At 28.1% G+C, this 21502-nt stretch carries 19 protein-coding genes; 15 read left to right on the forward strand and 4 right to left on the reverse strand.

All coding sequences use genetic code 11. The features are described 5' to 3' along the window. Positions 1 to 3 precede the first annotated feature (3 nt). Positions 4 to 1605 (reverse strand): M28 family metallopeptidase, encoded by a 1602-nt coding sequence (locus SFBM_RS02350; RefSeq protein ID WP_005806849.1) that lies wholly within the window; start codon positions 1603 to 1605, stop codon positions 4 to 6. Positions 1606 to 1963: 358 nt separating this feature from the next. Here SFBM_RS02350 and SFBM_RS02360 point away from each other — a divergent pair, with 358 nt between their 5' ends. From SFBM_RS02360 to SFBM_RS02420, 13 genes are all read left to right on the forward strand, one after another. Further along, positions 1964 to 2491 (forward strand): peptidylprolyl isomerase, encoded by a 528-nt coding sequence (locus tag SFBM_RS02360; RefSeq protein WP_005806845.1) that lies wholly within the window; start codon positions 1964 to 1966, stop codon positions 2489 to 2491. 17 nt (positions 2492 to 2508) lie between these two features. Next, a complete protein-coding gene (gene thrS / locus SFBM_RS02365) occupies positions 2509 to 4443 on the forward strand; it encodes a threonine--tRNA ligase (RefSeq protein ID WP_005806843.1) in 1935 nt (644 codons plus the stop codon). A 226-nt stretch (positions 4444 to 4669) separates the two neighbouring features. Beyond that, a complete protein-coding gene (gene groES, locus SFBM_RS02370; RefSeq protein WP_005806841.1) occupies positions 4670 to 4957 on the forward strand; it encodes a co-chaperone GroES in 288 nt (95 codons plus the stop codon). A 20-nt stretch (positions 4958 to 4977) separates the two neighbouring features. Further along, positions 4978 to 6606 carry a chaperonin GroEL gene (gene groL / locus SFBM_RS02375; protein ID WP_014017864.1) on the forward strand — a complete coding sequence of 543 codons (1629 nt, stop codon included), beginning with the start codon at positions 4978 to 4980 and terminating at the stop codon, positions 6604 to 6606. 108 nt (positions 6607 to 6714) lie between these two features. Beyond that, positions 6715 to 7695: a methyl-accepting chemotaxis protein gene (locus tag SFBM_RS08255; RefSeq protein ID WP_007440459.1), complete on the forward strand. Its 981-nt coding sequence runs from the start codon at positions 6715 to 6717 to the stop codon at positions 7693 to 7695. 86 nt (positions 7696 to 7781) lie between these two features. Beyond that, on the forward strand, positions 7782 to 8171 hold the full coding sequence (locus SFBM_RS02385) for a prepilin-type N-terminal cleavage/methylation domain-containing protein (protein ID WP_005806835.1): 390 nt from the start codon (positions 7782 to 7784) through the stop codon (positions 8169 to 8171). Between the two features lie 2 nt (positions 8172 to 8173). Then, positions 8174 to 8872: a prepilin peptidase gene (locus SFBM_RS02390; RefSeq protein ID WP_007440460.1), complete on the forward strand. Its 699-nt coding sequence runs from the start codon at positions 8174 to 8176 to the stop codon at positions 8870 to 8872. Between the two features lie 317 nt (positions 8873 to 9189). Next, positions 9190 to 10155 (forward strand): ABC transporter permease, encoded by a 966-nt coding sequence (locus SFBM_RS02395; protein ID WP_005806831.1) that lies wholly within the window; start codon positions 9190 to 9192, stop codon positions 10153 to 10155. A 13-nt stretch (positions 10156 to 10168) separates the two neighbouring features. Next, positions 10169 to 11098: an ABC transporter permease gene (locus tag SFBM_RS02400; RefSeq protein WP_005806829.1), complete on the forward strand. Its 930-nt coding sequence runs from the start codon at positions 10169 to 10171 to the stop codon at positions 11096 to 11098. A gap of 11 nt (positions 11099 to 11109) precedes the next feature. Next, the gene (locus SFBM_RS02405; protein WP_014017865.1) at positions 11110 to 12096 is read left to right on the forward strand and encodes an ABC transporter ATP-binding protein; all 987 of its coding nucleotides are present in this window, start codon (positions 11110 to 11112) and stop codon (positions 12094 to 12096) included. Beyond that, positions 12089 to 13060: an ABC transporter ATP-binding protein gene (locus SFBM_RS02410; RefSeq protein WP_005806826.1), complete on the forward strand. Its 972-nt coding sequence runs from the start codon at positions 12089 to 12091 to the stop codon at positions 13058 to 13060. Before SFBM_RS02405 ends, SFBM_RS02410 begins: the two co-directional genes overlap by 8 nt. A gap of 81 nt (positions 13061 to 13141) precedes the next feature. Beyond that, entirely contained in the window at positions 13142 to 14923 is a 1782-nt protein-coding gene (locus SFBM_RS02415; RefSeq protein ID WP_005806824.1) for an ABC transporter substrate-binding protein, read from the forward strand. An 80-nt stretch (positions 14924 to 15003) separates the two neighbouring features. After that, positions 15004 to 16755: an ABC transporter substrate-binding protein gene (locus SFBM_RS02420; RefSeq protein ID WP_005806821.1), complete on the forward strand. Its 1752-nt coding sequence runs from the start codon at positions 15004 to 15006 to the stop codon at positions 16753 to 16755. Between the two features lie 28 nt (positions 16756 to 16783). Here SFBM_RS02420 and SFBM_RS02425 read toward each other — a convergent pair whose 3' ends face one another. The 3 genes from SFBM_RS02425 to SFBM_RS02435 all read right to left on the reverse strand — a co-directional run bounded on the left by SFBM_RS02425 (position 16784) and on the right by SFBM_RS02435 (position 18784). Continuing rightward, the gene (locus SFBM_RS02425; RefSeq protein WP_005806819.1) at positions 16784 to 17371 is read right to left on the reverse strand and encodes a dipicolinate synthase subunit B; all 588 of its coding nucleotides are present in this window, start codon (positions 17369 to 17371) and stop codon (positions 16784 to 16786) included. A gap of 100 nt (positions 17372 to 17471) precedes the next feature. Beyond that, positions 17472 to 17954, reverse strand: a complete 483-nt coding sequence (locus SFBM_RS02430; RefSeq protein WP_005806818.1) for a dihydrofolate reductase — start codon at positions 17952 to 17954, stop codon at positions 17472 to 17474. A gap of 2 nt (positions 17955 to 17956) precedes the next feature. Then, positions 17957 to 18784: a thymidylate synthase gene (locus SFBM_RS02435; RefSeq protein WP_005806816.1), complete on the reverse strand. Its 828-nt coding sequence runs from the start codon at positions 18782 to 18784 to the stop codon at positions 17957 to 17959. 156 nt (positions 18785 to 18940) lie between these two features. On the opposite strand from SFBM_RS02435, the gene SFBM_RS02440 reads away from it, so the two are divergent. Together SFBM_RS02440 and SFBM_RS02445 are read left to right on the forward strand one after the other, a co-directional pair. Beyond that, positions 18941 to 20362, forward strand: coding sequence for an FGGY family carbohydrate kinase (locus tag SFBM_RS02440; RefSeq protein ID WP_005806814.1), 1422 nt, complete (start codon positions 18941 to 18943; stop codon positions 20360 to 20362). 36 nt (positions 20363 to 20398) lie between these two features. Next, positions 20399 to 21466 carry an aldo/keto reductase gene (locus SFBM_RS02445; RefSeq protein WP_007439937.1) on the forward strand — a complete coding sequence of 356 codons (1068 nt, stop codon included), beginning with the start codon at positions 20399 to 20401 and terminating at the stop codon, positions 21464 to 21466. The last annotated feature ends 36 nt before the right edge of the window (positions 21467 to 21502 follow it).

The raw sequence follows: 21502 nt of genomic DNA on the forward strand, positions 1-21502 counted from the left end.
CATTTATAAAAACTTGCTTTTTTGTGTTTTATAGATGTTTGAGCAAAATATTGTTATTAGTATTGATGTTAAAAATTTGACTAATAATCGATGATTTATTTTTAAAAAATTATTTTCAATTGGAATGTTCATGAATGTTGGTATGATTTCATCATCATTTTGAAAATTATTTTTATTATATTCTTTGATTGTTGATTTGATTTCTTTTAATGAAAAATCTTTGTTGTAGATAACTTTTGGTGATAGCTTTTTAATTTTGATAAAATCTTTGTATAATTCATCTATAGAAGTTTTTGGATCATCAAATGTATCACCATATATTTGTATCAATATTCCATCATAATCTTTTGTTTTTACAGTATTTTTAACATCTTCATAAAATAAATGAATTGTTCCATTATCACTTACATTAAAATAGTTATTATCTAAAGGACATTTTAAATTTAAATTTGTATTATTAACTTGTTTTAATTTATATCTACCTTTTGGTAAATCGAATATCTCTATTTTGTTTGATCCATTATGAGATAAAGTTTTAATTATTTTATTGTTATGATAGAGATCGTATTTTATATTTTCAAGATTTGATTGATCATTTGTATCAGTTATTATAATTAATTGTTTATTTCTATTTAAGATAGTTTTATATAGGAGTGATATACAATTTGATAAGTTATTTAATGATTTTTTCTCAATGTTGTTTAATATATAGTTTAGATTATCTTTATATGAATGAATAATCATTCCAAATTCTTTATTTCTGTATCTAGGATATCCAGTATGCATATTTATATCATCCCAACTTGTAGATTCGAAATACGCAAAGGGTATGCCTTCGTATCTAAAGTATACATGATCACTGTAATCGTAACATTCACCTTCTAAAATTGAAATTTCATCATCGTTATTGGATATTAATTTAGGACTAGTCTTTATATTTATGTTTTCATTTTTTGAAATTTCAATAACCTCGTCTCTAAACCATCCTTTGTTTCCGTTATTTCCGTATATGTAGAGGTCATCTCCAGTTAATATACTATCAATATTTATGTATAATAAGGTATTTGATTTTTCATCATTGGTCATATTTTTAACATAATGTCTAGAACCAAATAGCCCTAGTTCTTCTGCATCGAAGGCTATGAATTTTATGTTATAAGGGAGTGTTATTTTATTTAATTTTTGAGCTATTTCTAAAAGAGCAGATACACCTGATGCATTATCATCTGCCCCATTTGATGAGGTAGAGTCGTAATGTGCTCCGATAATTATTTGATTATTATTTAAACCTTTTTTAGAAGCGATAATATTTTTGGATGTTATATTTTTTGAATTAATGAGAGGCCAATTAAATATTTGTTCTTGAACTTCATATCCACATTTTTGAAATTCATTTTTAATGTATTTTTGGGCATTTAAGATTGATTTTGTTCCACTTATACGTGGGGTTTTAGATAAATAAGAAATGTGTTTTATAGCATCTTCCCCAAATGTTAGTGTATTTTGTGAATAAGGATATGTTTTAATAACTGTAATATTTGAAGTTATAAATATGAAAAGCAATAATGTATTAAGGAATTTAAAAATATTTTTAAATTTTTTCATTTTAATATCTCCTTGAGAATTATCTGTTAGTTGTAGTTTTAGTATTTTCTTTATAAAAAATTATTTTATGTGGTAAATATTTATTGAATTTTATATTTACCATGATGTTAGTTTGTGTTACCATGGAGTTATTTAATTGAGAGGATAGTTTTTTAAGTGATTATAAAGTTTACTTTTAAGAAAAATAAAAGAAGACTAATAGCTTATGGTTCATTTTTATTATTAAATTTTATATTGATGGTTTATTCCCTATTAAATTGGGATAAAGGTTTATTATTTATATCAGTTTCAGGTTTGATTTTATATTTGATAGTTTTGATAAGAAATTTAGGTAAAAAATAATTTGGAGGGTTGTATTATGAATAAAAATCCTATTGGAGTTATGGTAATAGAAAATTTTGGGGAAATTAAATTTGAGTTATATCCAGAAATTGCACCAGTTACTGTTACGAATTTTATAGACTTAGTAAATAAAGGATATTATAATGGACTAACTTTTCATAGAATTATAAAAGATTTTGTAATTCAGGGAGGATGTCCTTTAGGATCAGGAGTTGGAGGACCAGGATACTCTATAAAGGGTGAATTTAAGATAAATGGAGTTAAAAATGATATAAAGCACGAACTTGGAGTTTTATCTATGGCAAGAGCAAATGATCCAAATTCTGGAGGGAGTCAGTTTTTTATAATGGTTGGTAATTCGCCACATTTAGATGGGAGTTATGCAGCATTTGGAAAGGTTACTGATGGTATTGAAATTATTTTAAATATTGCAAATGAAGAGGTATTTGGGGATACTCCTAAAAACAAACCAATTATAAATAAAATAGAAATTGATACTTTTGGAGTAGATTATGTATTATCTGAGGATCAAAAAATTAAGTAGTATAGAGGTGTGGGTTTATGATAGAGATTATTCTTAAGGATGGATCTAAAAAGGAAATAGATTCTCCTATAAGTGTAATTGACTTTGCAAGGTCTATTAGCAATGGTTTGGCAAAAATTGCCACATGTGCTGAAATTGATGGTAAAATTGTAGACTTGAGATATGTAATTGAAAGAGATTGTAGTGTTAATATATTAACATTTAATGATGAAAATGGTAAGCAAGCATTTTGGCATACTACGAGTCATGTGTTAGCCCAAGCTGTAAAGAGATTATTTCCTGATGCAAAAATCGCGATAGGACCTAGTATTGATAATGGATTTTACTATGATTTTGACATAGATACTCCTTTTTCACAGGATGATCTTAATAAGATCGAAGAAGAGATGAAAAAAATATCCAAAGATAACCTATCAATTGATAGATTTGTTTTAAATAGAGATGAAGCAATTAGTAAAATGAGTAAATATAATGAGATTTATAAGATTGAACTTATAAATGATATAAGTGATGAATGTGAGATTTCTTTTTATAAACAAGGAGAATTTGAGGATTTATGTTCAGGACCACATTTATTATCCACAGGTCCTATTAAGGCAATTAAATTACTGAGTGCTACTGGAGCTTATTGGAGAGGAAATGAAAAAAATAAAATGCTTACTCGTATTTATGGAATATCATTTCCTAAGGCCAGTATGTTAACAGAGTATTTAGATAAACTTGAGGATGCTAAAAAGAGGGATCATAATAAAATAGGAAGAGAGCTTGAATTTTTTACTACAAATGAATTTATAGGTCAAGGATTACCGCTTCTTATGCCTAAAGGAGCAAAACTTATGCAAATTCTTCAGAGGTTTGTTGAAGATGAAGAAGAGAGGAGGGGGTATGTTCTTACTAGGACTCCTACTTTTGCTAAAAGTGATTTATATAAAATATCTGGACATTGGGATCACTATAGAGATGGTATGTTTGTTTTAGGAGATGAGGAGAAGGATACAGAAGTATTTGCTTTGAGGCCTATGACTTGTCCATTTCAGTTTATGATATATAAAGCATCTCCCAAAAGTTATAGAGACCTTCCTATAAGATATGGTGAAACGGCAGTTCTTAGTAGGAACGAGGCATCTGGAGAAATGCATGGTCTTATACGTGTAAGACAATTTACTTTGTCAGATGGACATATAGTTTGCACAAATGATCAGCTTGAGGATGAATTTAGATCAGCTGTAGATTTAGTAAAATACATAATGGAATGCCTCGGAATCAATGAAGATGTTACTTATAGATTTTCAAAGTGGGATAAGGAAAACAAAGATAAGTATATAGGTGAAGCGGAAGTCTGGGAAGAAACTCAGAATAATATGAAGCAAATATTAGATAATCTTAATCTGAATTATAAAGAACAAGATGGAGAGGCCGCATTCTATGGACCAAAGCTTGATATACAATTTAAGAATGTTCATGGTAAGGAAGATACAATAATAACAATCCAGATAGATTTCAGTTTAGCTGAGAGATTTGGTATGTTTTATATAGATTCAGATGGTAAGAAAAAACATCCTATGATAATTCATAGAAGTTCTATAGGATGTTACGAGAGAACAATTGCCATGCTCATTGAAAAATATGCTGGTGCTCTTCCAACTTGGTTGAGTCCGATTCAAGTTAGGGTATTACCTATTTCTGAGAAATTTAATGATTATGCGAAAAAAGTTACAGATAAGCTTAAAAATTTAGGGATTAGGGTAGAATGTGATTATAGATATGAAAAAATAGGATATAAAATAAGGGAAGCAAGGATTGAGAAGATTCCGTATTTATTGATAGTTGGAGAAAAGGAGCAAGAATCAGGAAGTGTGTCTGTTAGGGATAGATTCAATGGTGATAGAGGCATTGTTAGATTAGGGGAATTTATAGATAGTATAAATGAAGAAATACTTAGCAAAAAATAGAGTAGTATATTTTGGATTTATAACTTTTATGAATTAATCTTTAAAATAGTATAAAACTTGAGTAAAATATTGAAAATATGGAATAATTTAAGAAAAACGACTAATTTTGGTATTTAATTTAATTTGTAATTTTTGGTTTATTTAATTATATTAGTAACATGCTTTTAGCACTCTTGATAAATGAGTGCTAATTAAGGATGTTTATTTTAATAGGAGGTTGTATTTAATGAATATAAGACCACTTGCAGATAGAGTTGTTCTTAAAAGACTGGAAGCAGAAGAAAAAACAAAATCAGGAATAGTTTTAGCGGGTAGTGCTAAAGAAAAACCGCAAGAAGCAGAAGTTATAGCTGTTGGACCTGGTGGGGTTACAATAGATGGTAAGGAAATAAAAATGGAAGTTAAAGTTGGAGATAAAGTTTTAATCTCTAAGTATTCAGGTACTGAGGTTAAGGTAGATAAAGAGGAATATATAATAGTTAAACAAGAAGATATATTGGCTGTTGTTGAATAAATTTTTGGAGGTAATTTATAATGGCAAAAACGATTTTATTTAGTGCTGAAGCTAGAAGATCTATGCAAAATGGTGTAGATATATTGGCTGATACTGTGAAAGTTACACTTGGACCAAAAGGTAGAAATGTTGTTTTAGATAAAAAATTTGGTTCGCCACTAATTACAAATGATGGTGTTACAATAGCAAGAGAAATTGAACTTGAAGATCCGTTTGAAAATATGGGTGCTCAACTTGTTAAAGAAGTTGCGACTAAAACTAATGATGATGTTGCTGGAGATGGAACGACTACTGCGACTGTTTTAGCACAAGCTATAATAAGAGAGGGTCTTAAAAACGTTACGTCAGGTGCTAATCCAATACTTATAAGAAATGGTATAAAACTAGCTGTAGATGCAGCAGTTGAGGAGATTAAAAAACTTTCTAAAAATGTAAATGGTAAGCAAGATATATCTAGGGTTGCATCTATATCTGCAGGTGATTCAACTGTTGGAGAGCTTATAGCTGATGCTATGGAAAAAGTAGGTAATGAAGGCGTTATAACAGTTGAAGAGTCTAAAAATATGGAAACTAGTCTTGAAGTTGTTGAAGGTATGCAGTTTGAAAGAGGTTATGTAAGTCCATATATGGTTACTGATGCGGAAAAAATGGAGGCATCTTTGGAGGATCCATATATTTTAATAACAGATAAGAAAATTTCTAATATTCAAGAGATACTTCCTATTCTTGAGCAGATTGTGCAACAAGGTAAAAAACTATTGATAATAGCTGAAGATATAGAAGGTGAAGCTTTGGCTACTTTGGTTGTTAATAGATTAAGAGGAACATTTACATGTGTTGGTGTTAAAGCTCCAGGATTTGGTGATAGAAGAAAAGAGATGCTTAAAGATATTGCTATATTAACTGGTGCACAAGTTATATCTGAAGAATTAGGGTATGATATAAAAGAAACAACAGTTGATATGTTAGGAAGAGCAGAGAGTGTTAAGATAACTAAAGAGAATACTACAATTGTTGATGGTAAGGGAAGTAAGGAAGAGATAGCTAATAGAGTTTCTCAAATTAAAAGACAAATTGAGGATACAACTTCAGAATTTGATAAAGAGAAGCTTCAAGAGAGACTTGCCAAACTTTCAGGTGGAGTTGCTGTAGTTAAAGTTGGAGCGGCTACTGAAACTGAACTTAAAGAGAAAAAATTAAGGATAGAGGATGCTCTAGCAGCTACTAAAGCAGCTGTAGAAGAAGGAATTGTTTCAGGTGGTGGAACAGCATATGTTCATGTACTTAGAAAAATATGTGGCTTATCTTCTGAAGTGCATGATGAGCAAGTAGGAATAAATATAATTTTAAGATCTTTAGAGGAGCCAATTAGGCAGATTGCATTTAATGCTGGAGTTGAAGGGTCTGTAATAATTGATAAAGTTAAGCAAAGTGAAGAAGGAATTGGATATGATGCCTTAAATGGTAAGTATATAAATATGGTTGAGAATGGAATAGTTGACCCAGCTAAAGTTACAAGAACAGCTCTTCAAAATGCAGCATCAGTTGCAGCTACATTTTTGACAACAGAAGCTGCCGTTGTAGAGATACCTGAGAAAGATAAACAAGTGCCACAAGCTCCAGGAATGGGAATGGATGGTATGTATTAAAGGTTTGGATTATCCAAACCTTTTTTTGTTTTTACTTGTAATAAAAATTTTAATATAGCACAAATTAATAGTATTAATTTATAGGATTTGTTTAGAGGAGAGAGGTTTTTGTTTAAAAGAATTTTGAGAAAAAATGGACCCAATAAGGTTAAATATGATAAAGATTTAATTGATAAAAGAGATAAAGATGAGGATAATGAATTCGAGTATGTAAACAGTAATAGTAGTCGAAGTAATGAGGAAAAAAATAATTTTGAGAATATTAGTAAGGCATTGTTAAATATTGATACAAAGAATGTGGAGTTTAATGAAAAGGCAGATAAAATTTTAAAATATGCCAATTCTCAAAATAATATGTTTGATACGTTAGAAAAGAGAGCAATAGATGGAATAGATGATTATAGTAATTTAAATCAGATAATATCAGATATTTTTAAAATTATAAAGGATGAAGAAATATTAGTATCAGAAGGTGAGGATAAGATTGTATTTTTGATATCTAATGTTGATAAATTAATTCAGAATTTTTCAAATATTAACAAAGTTTTTGGGAGTTTGAATAACAAAATAACGGATATAAATAAATTTACGGAAGTTATAAATAAGATCTCAAGTCAAACTAATCTTTTAGCATTGAATGCGTCTATTGAGGCTGCTAGAGCTGGTGAAGCTGGTAAGGGATTTGCAGTTGTTGCTGATGAAGTTAGAAAATTAGCAGAAGAGACTAAGAAAGCATCGGAACACATAAATAAAACTATAGATGAAATAACTAATGAGACAGAAGAGATTTCATATGAAATGATACAAAATATATCTGATGTGAGTGTAATAAAAGAGTCTTCAGAAGAAACTTTTGGTATGTTAGATTCACTAAAGCAAATGAGTTATAAAAGATATACCCAAATTGAGATGGTTAGGGATAAATTACAGGAATTAAGAACTGGTATGCAATCTATATCTAGTAAATTTTCAAAAATAAAGGATGTGTTTGGACTTAAGGAAGAAATAATAAAAGATATCTTAGAACTTTGTGTTTATTATGTTGATAAGTTGGAGCTATTGAAAGAGATGGTAGATAAAAATGACTAAAAATGTCTACATAAATTTGAATAATAAATAGATTTTGTTGAAAATATTTAAATATATTATGGATATTTAAATAGGGGGTAAACAAAATGAAATTTAAAAATAGAAAAAAGGATGGGTTTAGTATTATAGAGGTTATGGTATCATTTGTTATTATAATTATAATAGTACTTTTAATAGGACCTAATTTATTTTCTACATATGAGAGATCTAAGGAAATGTCTAAGGTAAGTGATGCAAGTGCTATAGTTAATGCAATTGATATGCATAATTTAAATAGGTTTATAGAAGGTGAGATTGAAGCGGTTTCGGATACTCTGACAATGTCTGAATTTCGTAAAATTAATGAACAATATAAATATTTGAATAATTGGCCTAAATGGATAACTGATTCGATGACACTAAAAGATATTAAAGATATAGCAAATAGTTCTGGGAATAAAAACATTATATCTAAAGCAATAGATAATAGAGTGTAAATATGATCTCATATGTATTTATATGTATTTTATTAAGCATTTTAATGAGTATCATATTAAATCTTATAATTATGAAGATTATAGGAAGTTTAGATTATAAGATTTTTGGATTGAAAGATAAGAATAGTTCTATATTCATAATATGCAAAAATATTTTAAAAGATAGGATATTGTTACTTAGGATTTGTTTTTGTAGTTTATTATTTATAGTATTTAATACTGTAATTTTAACTAAGATTTTAGATAATTTTAGTTTTATAATGATTTATACATATTTAAAATATTATTATTTATTTTTAGTAATTTATATATTTGCATTTATAGATTACATAACTTATTATGTTTATACGGTTTTATCTTATCCAATAATTATATTTTCTTTATTTATTTTCATATTATCTTTTTTGGATATAAAAAATATTAGAATTAATTTAGAAACTATTATTTTAATTGGATTTTTATATTTATTGATAAATAAATTTAAATTTTTGGGTGAAGGTGATTTTGACATATTTTTAATAATAGCCTTAACGCTAGGGGTGTTACCTACAGTGTTTATTTTCTATTTATCAATAATTATGTCTGGTATAATAAGTATAGTGATCTTAATTAAGAATTGTTTTAAGTTACAAAATAATAGATTAGCGTTTATTCCATTTATTTTTATAGCGACTACGGTTTTTATAGCTATAAAAGTATAAATATTAATTTGCTTTAATTAATATTTAAATATTACATTGAAACTTAATTATATAAGTAGTATAATTGTATAAATATACTTTGTTTGTATAGATTAAAAAGTAGTTTCATATTTGTTAATATTTAGGGTCACTTGAGAGGATATTTGTAACGTAAAGAACCAAATAATTACATAAAGGTTTATATAAAAAATTATTTTATATTTTTATAATTTAAGATTAGTTATCTGGATGCCCTGATTAACGTATTACTTTGAGTCAATTATTGTAGTAAGTTAATGTTGTGGCATTTTTTTATTAATATTTAGGTGGTGTACTTAATGAAGCAATATATAATAAGGAGATTACTCTTATTTATACCAATAATATTTGGAATATCATTTATTTTATTTTTTTTATATGTATCATCGCCAGGTGATCCATTGTCGGGTATAATATCAACACAGCCTGGTATAACACCAGAAAGAATACAAGAGCTAAGGACTCTCTATGGACTTGATGGAAGTATTATTCAGAGATATTTCAACTGGTTAAAAAATGCTATAAGATTTGATTTTGGGGTATCACTTAATTATAGGGAGCCTGTTAGTTCAATATTAGGTGTATATATTTGGAATTCATTTTATTTGAATGTTTTATCATTTTTGTTTTCAGTGTTTGTATCAATTCCATTGGGGATATATATATCAACAAAACATGGTAAAGCACTAGATAAATTTGTTCTTACTTTTTCATTACTATTTACATCTTTACCAACATTTGTTTTAGGTATTATAGCTATAAAATATGTGGCTCCTGTATTTGGATTGCCGATTATAGGTATGACGAGTATAGGGAGTAATTATACAGGGATTGCATATGTAAAAGATGTTTTGCTTCATACTGCTCTACCTTTTATAATTTTAAGTTTGTTTAGTTTAGCAGGCACCTTAAGAGTTGTTAAAACATCCATGCTTGAGGTAATAAGGCAAGATTATATAAGGACAGCAAGGGCGAAGGGAGTAAGTGAGAAAGTTGTTATATATAAACATGCTTTTAGAAATGCATTAATTCCATTAATACCTATTATCGTTGGAGGTATTGTTACTCTATTTAGTGGATCAATAATAATTGAACAAGTTTTTGGTTGGCCTGGTATAGGTAATATAACTTATCAAGCTATTTTAAATAGGGATTATCCTTTGTTAATGGGATCTGCTATGTTCTATGCAATATTGACTATTTTTTCAAATTTATTGACTGATATTGTTTACGCATTTGTTGATCCAAGAATAAGGCTTAAATAGGAGGTTAAGATTTATGAAAGAAGGCAAAGATTTAGTTATTAAAAATAATAGTAAATTTAATGAAGAGAATTATAAAATTGAATCTCCAACTAAGATTATGTTTAAAAGATTATTGAGAGACAAATTAGCTATATTTGGATTTGCCATGCTTACAATAATTTTGATATTAATCTTAATTGTCCCATTTTTTAGCCAGGATTCATCTGTAATAAATGTATTAACAAAAAATCAACCTCCATCTTCTCAGCATATTTTAGGAACGGATGCACTGGGTAGGGATATGTTTGCTAGAGTTCTCGAAGGTGGGAGATTTTCATTTTTTGTGGGATTTGCAGCAACAATTATATCTGTACTTTTAGGAACGGTTTTTGGACTTGTATCAGGTTATTATGGTGGAGTAATTGATATGGTTATAATGAGAATTGTTGATATTTTGATGAGTATACCAACACTTCCACTACTTATCATATTGGCTGCATTTTTATCTGATTTAGAGGTAAATCCTAAATATAGAATTTACGTAACTTTAGGATTATTGGCTTTTATATTTTGGACTACTTATTGTAGGAATATAAGAGGTATAGTTCTTTTGTTAAGAGAGCAGGAGTACATGCAAGCTACTGAAGCCTTGGGATTTTCGACTTTCAGGAAATTGTTTGGACATTTGTTACCTAATATATTGCCTTATATAATACTTTATATAGCAAGTGGATTAGGAACAATGATGATTTTTGAAGCAAGTCTGAGCTATTTAGGTTTAGGTGTTCAAGCACCATATGCATCTCTTGGGAATTTATTACAAACCACACGTAATTTCTTCGATTTAACTAAGAGAGTATGGCTATGGATTCCACCTACTGTTTTATTATTTGCATCGGTTTTGTCTATAAACTTGGTCGGTGAGGGTTTAAGAAATGCTATAGACCCAAGACTTAAGAAATAGGGGTGATTTTGATGAGTAAAAAAATAGTAGAATTTAAAAACTTATGTGTTTCTTTTAAAGTAGAAGAGAGAATAGTTAATGCTGTAAATGATGTTAGTTTTGAAATTAGACAAGGTGAAGTACTCGGAATTGTAGGAGAATCTGGATGCGGTAAATCAGTTACATCTATGTCTTTAATGAGATTATTAGCAGTTCCTCCAGCTAAGTATGAGTCAGGGAGTATTTATTTAAATGGAATAGATATTTTAACATTATCAGAAGAAGAAATGAGAAAAAGGAGAGGTTCTGAGGTAGCCATGATTTTTCAGGAACCGATGACATCTTTAAATCCAGTTATGAAGATTGGATATCAAATTTCTGAAGTAATAACTATACACCATAAAGTATCTAAAAAAGAAGCAAAAAAACGATCTATTGATATGATAAAGTTAGTTGGTATACCGAGAGCTGAGTCGATTTATGATTCGTATCCACATGAATTATCAGGAGGTATGCGTCAAAGAATAATGATTGCTATTGCCTTAGTTTGTAATCCTCAGGTTTTAATTGCCGATGAGCCAACTACGGCATTAGATGTTACTATACAGGCACAAATATTAGATTTAATAAAAAACATGAGAGAAAAGCTTGGAACTTCTATTATGATGATAACTCACGATTTAGGAGTTATAGCAGAAATGGCTGATTATGTTATTGTTATGTATGCAGGTAAGGTTGTAGAAAAAGCAAAGGTAAGAGAAATATTTAATAATTCGAGGCATCCATATACAATTGGTCTTATGAAGTCAAAGCCTACGTTTGAAGGTAGTACAAGTAAGTTATATTCTATACCTGGGCAGGTACCTAATCCTATGGAGCTCCCAAATTATTGTTATTTTTATGATAGATGCGATAGAAGGCAAGATACGTGTAAAAAAGGTATACCGGAACTAGTGAAGGTTAATGATGCACATTATGCTTCCTGCTATATTTTGGGTAAGGAGGGAAATAATGAGTAGTAATAGAATTCTTGAAGTAACGAATCTAAAAAAATATTTTCCTATTAAAAATGGTGTTTTACAAAGAGTTGTAGGTAATGTAAAAGCAGTTGATGATGTTTCTTTTACTATAAATAAGGGAGAAACGTATTCACTTGTTGGTGAATCAGGATGTGGAAAATCAACTTTAGGTAGAACTGTTATTAAATTATTAGATAAAACTGATGGAACAGTTCGATTTAAAGGTATTGATATTCATAGTATGTCTAGAAAGGAAATGAAGGAACTTAGACTTAAGATGCAGATAATATTTCAAGATCCATTTAGTTCCCTAAATCCAAGAAAACCTGTTAGTGAGTTGATAGGAGAGGCATTAATTGCTCATAAAGTTGTAAATAGCAAGAAAGAGTATTATAATAGAGTTGGAGAAGTTATGGAAATATGTGGTCTTGCGAAGTATCATATGAAAAGATATCCACATGAATTTTCAGGAGGTCAACGTCAAAGAATATGTATAGCTAGAGGATTAATTTTGAATCCAGAATTTATAGTTGCTGACGAACCTGTATCGGCATTAGATGTTTCTATACAGTCGCAGATAATAAATCTGCTACAACAGTTTCAGGAAGAGTATAACCTGAGTTATTTGTTTATATCACATGATTTAAGTGTTGTGAGACATATAAGTCATAGGGTAGGTGTTTTGTATTTAGGCTCTTTGGTTGAGGAGGGTAAAAAAGAGGATTTATATGAAAAACCATTACACCCATATACACAGGCTTTAATATCTTGTGTTCCTTTACCTGATCCGGATAGGAAAAATAATAGGATAATATTAAAGGGTGATATACCTAGTGCATCTAATCCTCCATCTGGATGTAAATTTCATACGAGATGTTTATATGTAAAAGATATATGTAAACATGAAATACCAATTTTAAGAGATTTAGGTAATGGTCATAAGGTTGCATGTCATTTGTATTAAATTAGTTTAAAATATTTTTAATAAATATAAAATTTATATTTATTAAATTTAATTAATTTTTATGATTTTTAGGAGGAATAAATGAAAAAGAGAAAATTAATTAGCATATTGGGATTGGTTTTGGGATTTATGTTTGTTGTATCTTCTTGTTCTTCATCAGATTCAAGTCAATTAGATAATCCTGATTTTGCAATTCAACCATCTGATAATGTAGTTCTTACAAATGGTACTGGTAATTATGATAGAGAAACTTTGTATTTATCTGCTATGTTACCAGAAACTTTACCTGTAAATTCAGCAAATAGAAAAGATACACTTATAATTGGAATAATAAGTCCAAATGGTGTTTTTAATCCACTTCTTGAAGAATCGCAATATGATTCAGATGTAAATGATGCTATGTGGGCTCCATTACTTGAAATAAATTATGATGGAACAATAATAGAAGGACTTGCTTATATGCCGGAGATATCTGAGGATGGAAAAACTTATACATTTACTTTAAAAGATGATATCAAGTGGCAGGATGGTACACCTATAACATCACAAGATTTTGATTTTACATTTAAATATATAATGGATAAGACTTATACAGGAAGATTTGAAAGAGAAACTTTAAATGTATTAGGTTGGGAAGCGTATAGAGATGGTACATCTACTGAAATTGAAGGATTTAAAATAATTGATGATAAAACTTTTTCAGTTACAATGGCTTCACCAAATGCTAAAACATTAGCCTATTTTTCAAAAGATCTCAAGCCTTTAGCAAAACATGTATATGGTGCTGATTATGTTCAAGGTAATGCTAAAGATTTAGATAAGTTTAATAGGAATCCATTTGGTAACGGAGCTTATAAGTTTGTAAGTTATAAGGATGGAGAAGAAGTTACTTTAGTTGCTAATGAAAATTACTATAAGGGTGCTCCAAAGATTAAAAATTTAGTATTTAGAGTGGTAAATGAAACTAACCAAATGTTATTGTTAGAAAATGGTGATGTAGATATAATGGCTAGTACTGTAGCTGTTACTGCAGAGAATTTATTACTTTTACAACAGCTTGGATTTATTAATGCAAATATAGTTGAATTTTTGGGCTATGGTTATGTTGCTATAAATCATAATGAACCAATTATGCAAGATTTAAATGTGAGGAAAGCATTAGCTTATGGTTTAGATAGAAGTTCAGTTGTAGAAGCTGCATTTGGAGGACAGGCGAATGTAATAGATATTCCACAATCTACGGTTTCTTGGGCTTATCCTGAGGATGGAGATTATACGCATTATGAATATAATCCAGAAAAAGCAAAACAACTTTTAGAGGAAGCGGGTTGGAAAGTTGGATCTGATGGAATAAGGGAAAAAGATGGAGTGAAATTATCGCTTAAATTTTTAGCATCTTCTCCAAATCCAGTTAATGATGTTTTGGTTCCTGTAATGATTGATAATTATAAAGCAATTGGTATAGAATTAAAGGCTGAGCAAATGGAATTTAGAACTTTAGTTGATAAGCAAAGTGAAGCTAAAGAAGGGAAATTTTCTTATCATTTAGCATTTTTGGCTTGGTCACTTGATATAGATCCAGATTCAACTTCTACATTTGCTTCAAATGGGGCAAATAATAAAGTTGGGTATTCAAATCCTACGGTTGATAAGTTGTTGAATGATGCTTTAAATGAAATGGATACAACAAAAAGAAAAGAATTGTATGCACAGTTATATAAAGAGATTTCAGAGGATTTACCTTATTTATTCTTGTATCAAAGAAAAGATATGAATGTTTATTCTTCTAAAGTTAAGGGTATGGAAGGAGGAACTCCTTACAGATCATTTAAAGATGAATTAGAGAAGATTTCATTCGAATAGTGTGTTGATTAAAATCTTGCTTATATATTAACTTTGGTTTAATATATAGGTAAGATTTTTTATTTACATATAGAAAGAGGATGATTAAATTAAATAAGTTTTTAGTTTTTACTTTAATATTCATTATGTTTACATTTTGTTCTTGTAAAAAGGAAGGGGATGTTACACAGAATAAAGAAGTTGTATTTGTTAATGGGGTAGATGAATTTGATAAAGAAACTTTATATTTAGTTCCATCGAATCCTGAAGCTTTACCTAAAAATTCTTTGAATAGGAAGGATACATTAATAATTGGAATGCCTTCACCTAGTGGTGTATTTAACCCATTATTTGCAATTTCAACAAATGATGTTGATGTTAATGATACTATGTGGGATCCTATTTTGGAAATTGGTGGTGATGGAAATGTTACGAATGGTATAGCTTATTTACCAGATATTATAGAGAGTGAAAATACTTATAATTTTATTATTAGAGATGATGCTGTGTGGCAAGATGGTGAGCCTATTACTTCTTATGATATGGAGTTTACGTTTAAGGTTTTAATGGACAAGACTTATACTGGGACTTTTGAGAGAGATAATTTTGATATGGTAGGTTGGGAAAATTATAGGGATGGTGTAACTGAAGATATAGAAGGATTTAAGATAATTGATGATAAAAGATTTTCAATTAAATTTAATTCTATAAATGCTAAAAAGAATTATTACTTTGAGAGGATTAAGCCACTTGCTCTTCATGTTTATGGTAAAGATTATATACAAGGAGAAGCATCTAAAATTGAATTGTTAAATAGAAAACCTTTTGGTAATGGTCCATATAAGTTCGTTGAGTATATAGAGGGTGAAGAGGTACGGCTTGTAGCAAATGAAAATTATTATAATGGTGAACCTAAGATTAAAAATTTAATACTTAGAGTAATTAATGATTCCAATCAAATTTCTTTAATAGAAAATGGAGATGTTGATATAGTAAGAAAAACAATTTTACCTACACAAGAGAATTTTACTATTTTAAATGATATGGGGTTTGTTGGTGGAATTTTGACTGATGTTTTAGGTTATGGATATATTGCAATAAATCATAAAGAAGAGATTATGCAGGATAGGAATATTCGTCAAGCACTCGCATATGGCCTTGATAGGGAATCAATAGTTGATAGTAGTTTTGGAGATTATGGAAGTGTTTTAAACATACCTCAGAATAAAAATTCTTATTTTTATCCAGATGTAGAAAGCTTTACTAAGTATGATTATAATCCGGATAAGGCTCGTAAACTTTTAGAAGAGTCGGGTTGGTTCTTAGGTGATGATGGGATAAGGGAAAAAAATGGGAAAAAGTTGACCTTAAAATTTTTGGCAAGTTCTCCAAATGAGGTTAATGATATATTGATACCTATAATGCTTGATAATTATAAAAAAATCGGGATTAATGTTATAGTTGAATATATGGAATCTAAAACATTAATTCAGAGGCAAAAAGATGCTAAAGAGGGGAAATTTTCTTACCATTTATCATTTATGTTTACACCATTTGCAAGTCCTGATCCTGATTCATCATCAAGATTTTCTACGGATGGTCCTTCAAATAGATTTTCTTATTCAAATGAAAGGGTAGATAAACTCCTTAATGATGCATTGAATGAACTTGATAATTCAAAGAGAAAAGAAATATATGCAGAATTATATGAGGAACTTTCGTATGATCTACCATATATATTTCTGTTTGAGAGAAAGAATATTGATGTATATACATCAAAAGTTAAGGGGATTAAAAACTATAATTTAAATAGATGGTTTTCTAAAGATTTAGAAAAATTATATTTCGAATAAAAAGCTATCTTATTTTTAAGATAGCTTTTTATATTGTTACAATTGGTCTTATTTGTTTTCCTTTAAGAGCAAGTAGTATTGTGTCAATAACTTTTGAATAGTCTGTAACAAGAGAATTTGGTTTTGATATAACATTGTCTTGAATCATTGGGGAAAAATAAATATTTTTAGTATTTATAAGTGAAGATATATTTTTAAGAGTGAGTCCTAATGCATCATTTGATGATAATGCAATTACGACTGGTTTATCTTGTCCTCGTAGAAAAGATTTAATTGCCATAGTAACAGGAGTGTCGTTTATGCCATTTGCAACTTTTCCTAATGTATTAGATGTACAAGGGGCAACTAATAATAAATCTAAGAAGTTTTTAGGTCCTATAGATTCAGATTCTTCGATGCTTTTTAATATGGCATGATTAGTTTTGACTTTCAAAAATTTCATAGTTTCTTCTGGAATTGCAAATCTATTTTTGATTTTTTGAACATTGAAAGAAACAATAGGATATATATCAGCACCTAATTCTATAAGTTTTTCCATTAGAGCAAAAGATTCATTAAAAGTACAGAATGATCCTGTTATGGCATATCCAATTTTTAGACCTCTCAAATTTTCCATAAATAACCTCTTAAAATATTGATAAAAAGAAAATCATATATAAGAAAATATTCTTTAATATATTAAAAGGTTACTATCACAAGAAATATTTTCAGAGTATTTATTTAATCCTCTGATATATTTTTATAAAAAATATATCATATTCTTTTTGGTCAATAAGTTTAAAGTTATTTAATTGTATATTTAATTTTACGGACTGATTTATAGGGTAGACTTTGGTGTATTTATCTTTTATCATTGTTAAGTGTATTTCATCATAGAAATCTGTAAAATATTTATATATTTTACTTCCTCCTATTATAAAGATATCTTTTGGTGTATTTAGTTTTAAAACACTATTTATATCATTGAAGACAGTATAAGATTTGTCCTTAGGATTACATAAATTTCGAGATATAATTATATTTTCTCTATTTGGAAGAGGTTTGTTATTTAAACTATTGAAGGTTTTTCTACCCATGACGACTATATTATTAATAGTTTTTTCTTTGAAGATTTTTAAATCTTCTTTGATGAAATAAATGAGATTATTATTTATGCCTAGTGAACTGTACTTGTCTATACATGCAATTAGTTTAATCATGATTAAATTCCTAACTCAAATTTTAATTGTGGTGATGTATATTCATAGTTTTCAATTTTAAAATCATTAATTGTGAAATTATAAAAGTCATTTTCATTAGTATTTAATTTTAAAATGGGTTGTTTACCAATTTTTCTATTAAGTAAGATATGTGCTTGATTAATATGCCGATCATAAATATGTACGTTATTAATAACGTGGGTAAATTTTCCGGGTTTTAAATTACACGTTTTTGATATCATCATTTGAAGGGATACATATTGTATTGAATTTATTGAAGATGCTACTAGAAAATCTGAGCTTCTTTGTATTAGCATAGTATCTAAAAAATCTCCTCTTACAGAGAATAGAGTTTGAAATGCACATGGATTAAGTCCATCGCTATCATTAAAATCTTTTTCTTGCCATAAATTCATAATATGACGTCTTCCGTATGGGTCTTTTTTTATTCCATTGATTAATTTGTTTATTAGGTCATATCTTTTTACAGTTTCTCCATATCTTATACCAATTGTATTTGGATATTTCTTGCTTTCCCATTCATCCCACCAAAAAATATTGTATTTATTTCTTAGTATGTTTAAGTCTGATGTCTGGTCTTGATATATCCAAAGTATTTCTTTTATAGCATTTTTGACTGGAATATGTCTTAATGTTATTATGGGGAATTCATTTTTGGATATGTCATAACTTTCTATATAGTGAGTTATGAATTTTGAATATGCAGGAGATCCATCTTTATATTTTGGACGTGGATTTTTATCAAATATTCCATTATCCAATATATTTTGAATGCACTTTTTATGGTTTATATCAGCAATACAAATCATCTTTTAAATTCCTTATAATAAATATTATTTAAATGATACTAGATTTTTAGTGTAATTTCTATATTAAAGTTAAAATTAATGAATAAATTGAAGTATTATGATAATATATTTAATTTAAAAATTTAACACTTAGCATGATGATTCAGGGGTGATAGAATGGATTGTTGTTTAGTTATAGATATCTCAAAAATAAATTTGAAAATAATGTGTATTACACTTAGAAATGATAAAATATTTCTACAAGAGGTTCATAGATGCTCAAAAATTACTGCAAATGGTTTGAATTCTATGAAATATTTAAATGTAGATAAAATAATAAAGGAAATAAATGAGGCTTTAGTTAGTGTTAAACAAATAGGGTATAATATTGAATCAATTTCTATAAATTCTTCTATAAATGAACCCGTTATTTTGGATGATAAAAATAATTTAATAATGGAAATATACTTAGGCATAAATATGAAATCTATTTATTTAAATAAAATAGTAAATGAATTAGGGGCTGCGTATATTTATAGAAAAACAGGAGTTGAACTTAATAGTAATGACACTTTATGTAAACTTTTAATGTACAAAGATTTGTATAAAAGTGAATTTAATAATATCAGAAAAATTGTTTATTTAAGTGACTATATAGGCTATAGGTTAACTGGAAATTTATTCAATGAGAGAACTCAACTTGGATTTTCGCAGTTATTTAATTTTAAAAACCAAAATATTGATAATGATATAATTGATTATGTAGGCTTTGGAAACGAAGTAGAGTTTAATATAGTAGATTATGGGAAAAGTATTGGTAAGTGTAAAGTGAATGGGGTAGATGTAATATCACCTTATGGTAATACATTATTATCATCATTATTTACTACCCGTATATTAAATAAAAATTCTATATTTATAGTTAATTCTAACGAGGGTATTATTGGATGTACCGAAGATTTTTCTAAAATGTATCTTGAAGGTTCTAAATTTGGATTAAATCATCAGATGATTAATAGTGATTTAGTAAAAATATTTAGATATATACCTTGTTATAAGTTAGTTGATGATTTTTTGAAAAATATAGAAAATAACTTTATGGTCGAGAACTTATGGAATATTTTAGATAGTAATGGAGATATAAACTATATTATAGATTTTGATAGTGATATATTTAAAAATTCGGCGGTATTAATGAATATCGTAAAATATTATTTTGATTTTAAATTAAATAGTATGCCAAATTCAATTTCTGATTTTATAAGAATTGTTTACAATAGTTTTGCTGTGTATTATAGGAAGTGTATAAAAGATTTTGAAAAAGTAACAGGTGGAATATTTGATAGTATATGTATGGTTGGAGAGTATAGTTTAAATAATTTTTATAATCAATTTATATCTGATATTACATTGAAGGATTTGGAAATTGGACCTAAAGATTCTGGAATTATAGGGAATGCAATAAATCAGTTTATTGCGATTGGTAAGATAAAAAATATTTATGATATAGATGATTTGCTTAAAAATTCATTTAATTATTCAAAGATAAAATATAGTGGGAGAAAGATTGAGTACCAATATATAGAAAATATAGTTTAATTTCTAAATAGCTACCTCTAGGAGGTAGCTATTTTATTGTTTAAATATGGATTTATTAGAATATTTTATGGTATAATTAGGGATAATTTTAGTTTGGGGGATAGTTTGATGAAAAAATATGTAACACTTGTTCCGGAGTCAAGTCATCATATATATAAGATAGGATTGGGTACATATGATATATTAAAAAGTGGATTATCTGATGAAAAATTGAGAGAATTATTGACTGATTTTTTAGATATGGGAGGAAACGTAATAGATACCTCAATATCTGAGTTAGGATTGAGAAGGGATGAAGTAGAAGAATCTCAAAAATTTATTGGTAGATGGATTAGTTCTTGTAATAGACGTGAAAGTATTTATTTGATTTCTAAAAGTTCGTTTCTTTTAAGTAATAATACTTTTGATTCTTTATTGAATGATTTAAATATTAGTCTAAAAAATTTAAATACCGATTATTTAGATTTATTTTTAATTGATGGCGATGATGAGAAAACAGATGTTTCATTAATACTTGGATATTTAGAGGATATCAAAAAGGATGGAAAGATATTAAATTATGGATGCTCTAATTGGAAGCCTTATAGAATTAGACAAGCTATGGAATATGCAAAGAAACATAATATAGGAGGTTTTGTAGTTAATCAAATGTTATGGAATGCGGGAGTTTTTGGAATGGATGAATCTAAAATAGAAGATAAGTATGTAAAGATGGATTCTGAAATGATGGATATACATAATGAATTTAATATATTAGCCATGCCATATTCCGCATTAGCAAATGGTTTTTTTGCAAAACTTTATTTAAATGAAATGGAGCCACAAACTGTAGATATGGAAGAATTAAAACTAACTTCACCATATTATACAGAAAAAAATTTGGATTTATATGAAGAATTGAAAATCATAGGTGAAAAGTATATAGCATCACCCTCATGGGCTGCACTTGGATATTTATTTAATCAGAATATAGAAACGTGTTCTATAATATCTGTTAATAATTTAAACCAGTTAAAGGAAGCCTTTGAAGCTGTTGATATAAAATATACTTTCGAAGATTTTAAGAGTATAGATATGTTTAATATTGATGAAATTTTAGTTTAATATTTTAAGAGATGAATATATAAAAAGTGTATTTTT

This window comes from Candidatus Arthromitus sp. SFB-mouse-Japan (assembly GCF_000270205.1).
Classification (GTDB): domain Bacteria; phylum Bacillota; class Clostridia; order Clostridiales; family Clostridiaceae; genus Dwaynesavagella.

What these genes read in the sequence shown, in the direction of transcription:
- SFBM_RS02440 (WP_005806814.1), top strand. Translation starts at nt 18,941, where the DNA reads ATGGATTGTTGTTTAGTTATAGATATCTCAAAAATAAATTTGAAAATA.
- SFBM_RS02410 (WP_005806826.1), top strand. Translation starts at nt 12,089, where the DNA reads ATGAGTAGTAATAGAATTCTTGAAGTAACGAATCTAAAAAAATATTTT.
- groL (WP_014017864.1), top strand. Translation starts at nt 4,978, where the DNA reads ATGGCAAAAACGATTTTATTTAGTGCTGAAGCTAGAAGATCTATGCAA.
- SFBM_RS02435 (WP_005806816.1), bottom strand. Translation starts at nt 18,784, where the DNA reads ATGATTTGTATTGCTGATATAAACCATAAAAAGTGCATTCAAAATATA.
- SFBM_RS02395 (WP_005806831.1), top strand. Translation starts at nt 9,190, where the DNA reads ATGAAGCAATATATAATAAGGAGATTACTCTTATTTATACCAATAATA.
- SFBM_RS02390 (WP_007440460.1), top strand. Translation starts at nt 8,174, where the DNA reads ATGATCTCATATGTATTTATATGTATTTTATTAAGCATTTTAATGAGT.
- groES (WP_005806841.1), top strand. Translation starts at nt 4,670, where the DNA reads ATGAATATAAGACCACTTGCAGATAGAGTTGTTCTTAAAAGACTGGAA.
- SFBM_RS02430 (WP_005806818.1), bottom strand. Translation starts at nt 17,954, where the DNA reads ATGATTAAACTAATTGCATGTATAGACAAGTACAGTTCACTAGGCATA.
- SFBM_RS02360 (WP_005806845.1), top strand. Translation starts at nt 1,964, where the DNA reads ATGAATAAAAATCCTATTGGAGTTATGGTAATAGAAAATTTTGGGGAA.
- SFBM_RS02420 (WP_005806821.1), top strand. Translation starts at nt 15,004, where the DNA reads ATGATTAAATTAAATAAGTTTTTAGTTTTTACTTTAATATTCATTATG.
- SFBM_RS02385 (WP_005806835.1), top strand. Translation starts at nt 7,782, where the DNA reads ATGAAATTTAAAAATAGAAAAAAGGATGGGTTTAGTATTATAGAGGTT.
- SFBM_RS02415 (WP_005806824.1), top strand. Translation starts at nt 13,142, where the DNA reads ATGAAAAAGAGAAAATTAATTAGCATATTGGGATTGGTTTTGGGATTT.
- SFBM_RS02350 (WP_005806849.1), bottom strand. Translation starts at nt 1,605, where the DNA reads ATGAAAAAATTTAAAAATATTTTTAAATTCCTTAATACATTATTGCTT.
- SFBM_RS02400 (WP_005806829.1), top strand. Translation starts at nt 10,169, where the DNA reads ATGAAAGAAGGCAAAGATTTAGTTATTAAAAATAATAGTAAATTTAAT.
- thrS (WP_005806843.1), top strand. Translation starts at nt 2,509, where the DNA reads ATGATAGAGATTATTCTTAAGGATGGATCTAAAAAGGAAATAGATTCT.
- SFBM_RS02425 (WP_005806819.1), bottom strand. Translation starts at nt 17,371, where the DNA reads ATGGAAAATTTGAGAGGTCTAAAAATTGGATATGCCATAACAGGATCA.
- SFBM_RS02405 (WP_014017865.1), top strand. Translation starts at nt 11,110, where the DNA reads ATGAGTAAAAAAATAGTAGAATTTAAAAACTTATGTGTTTCTTTTAAA.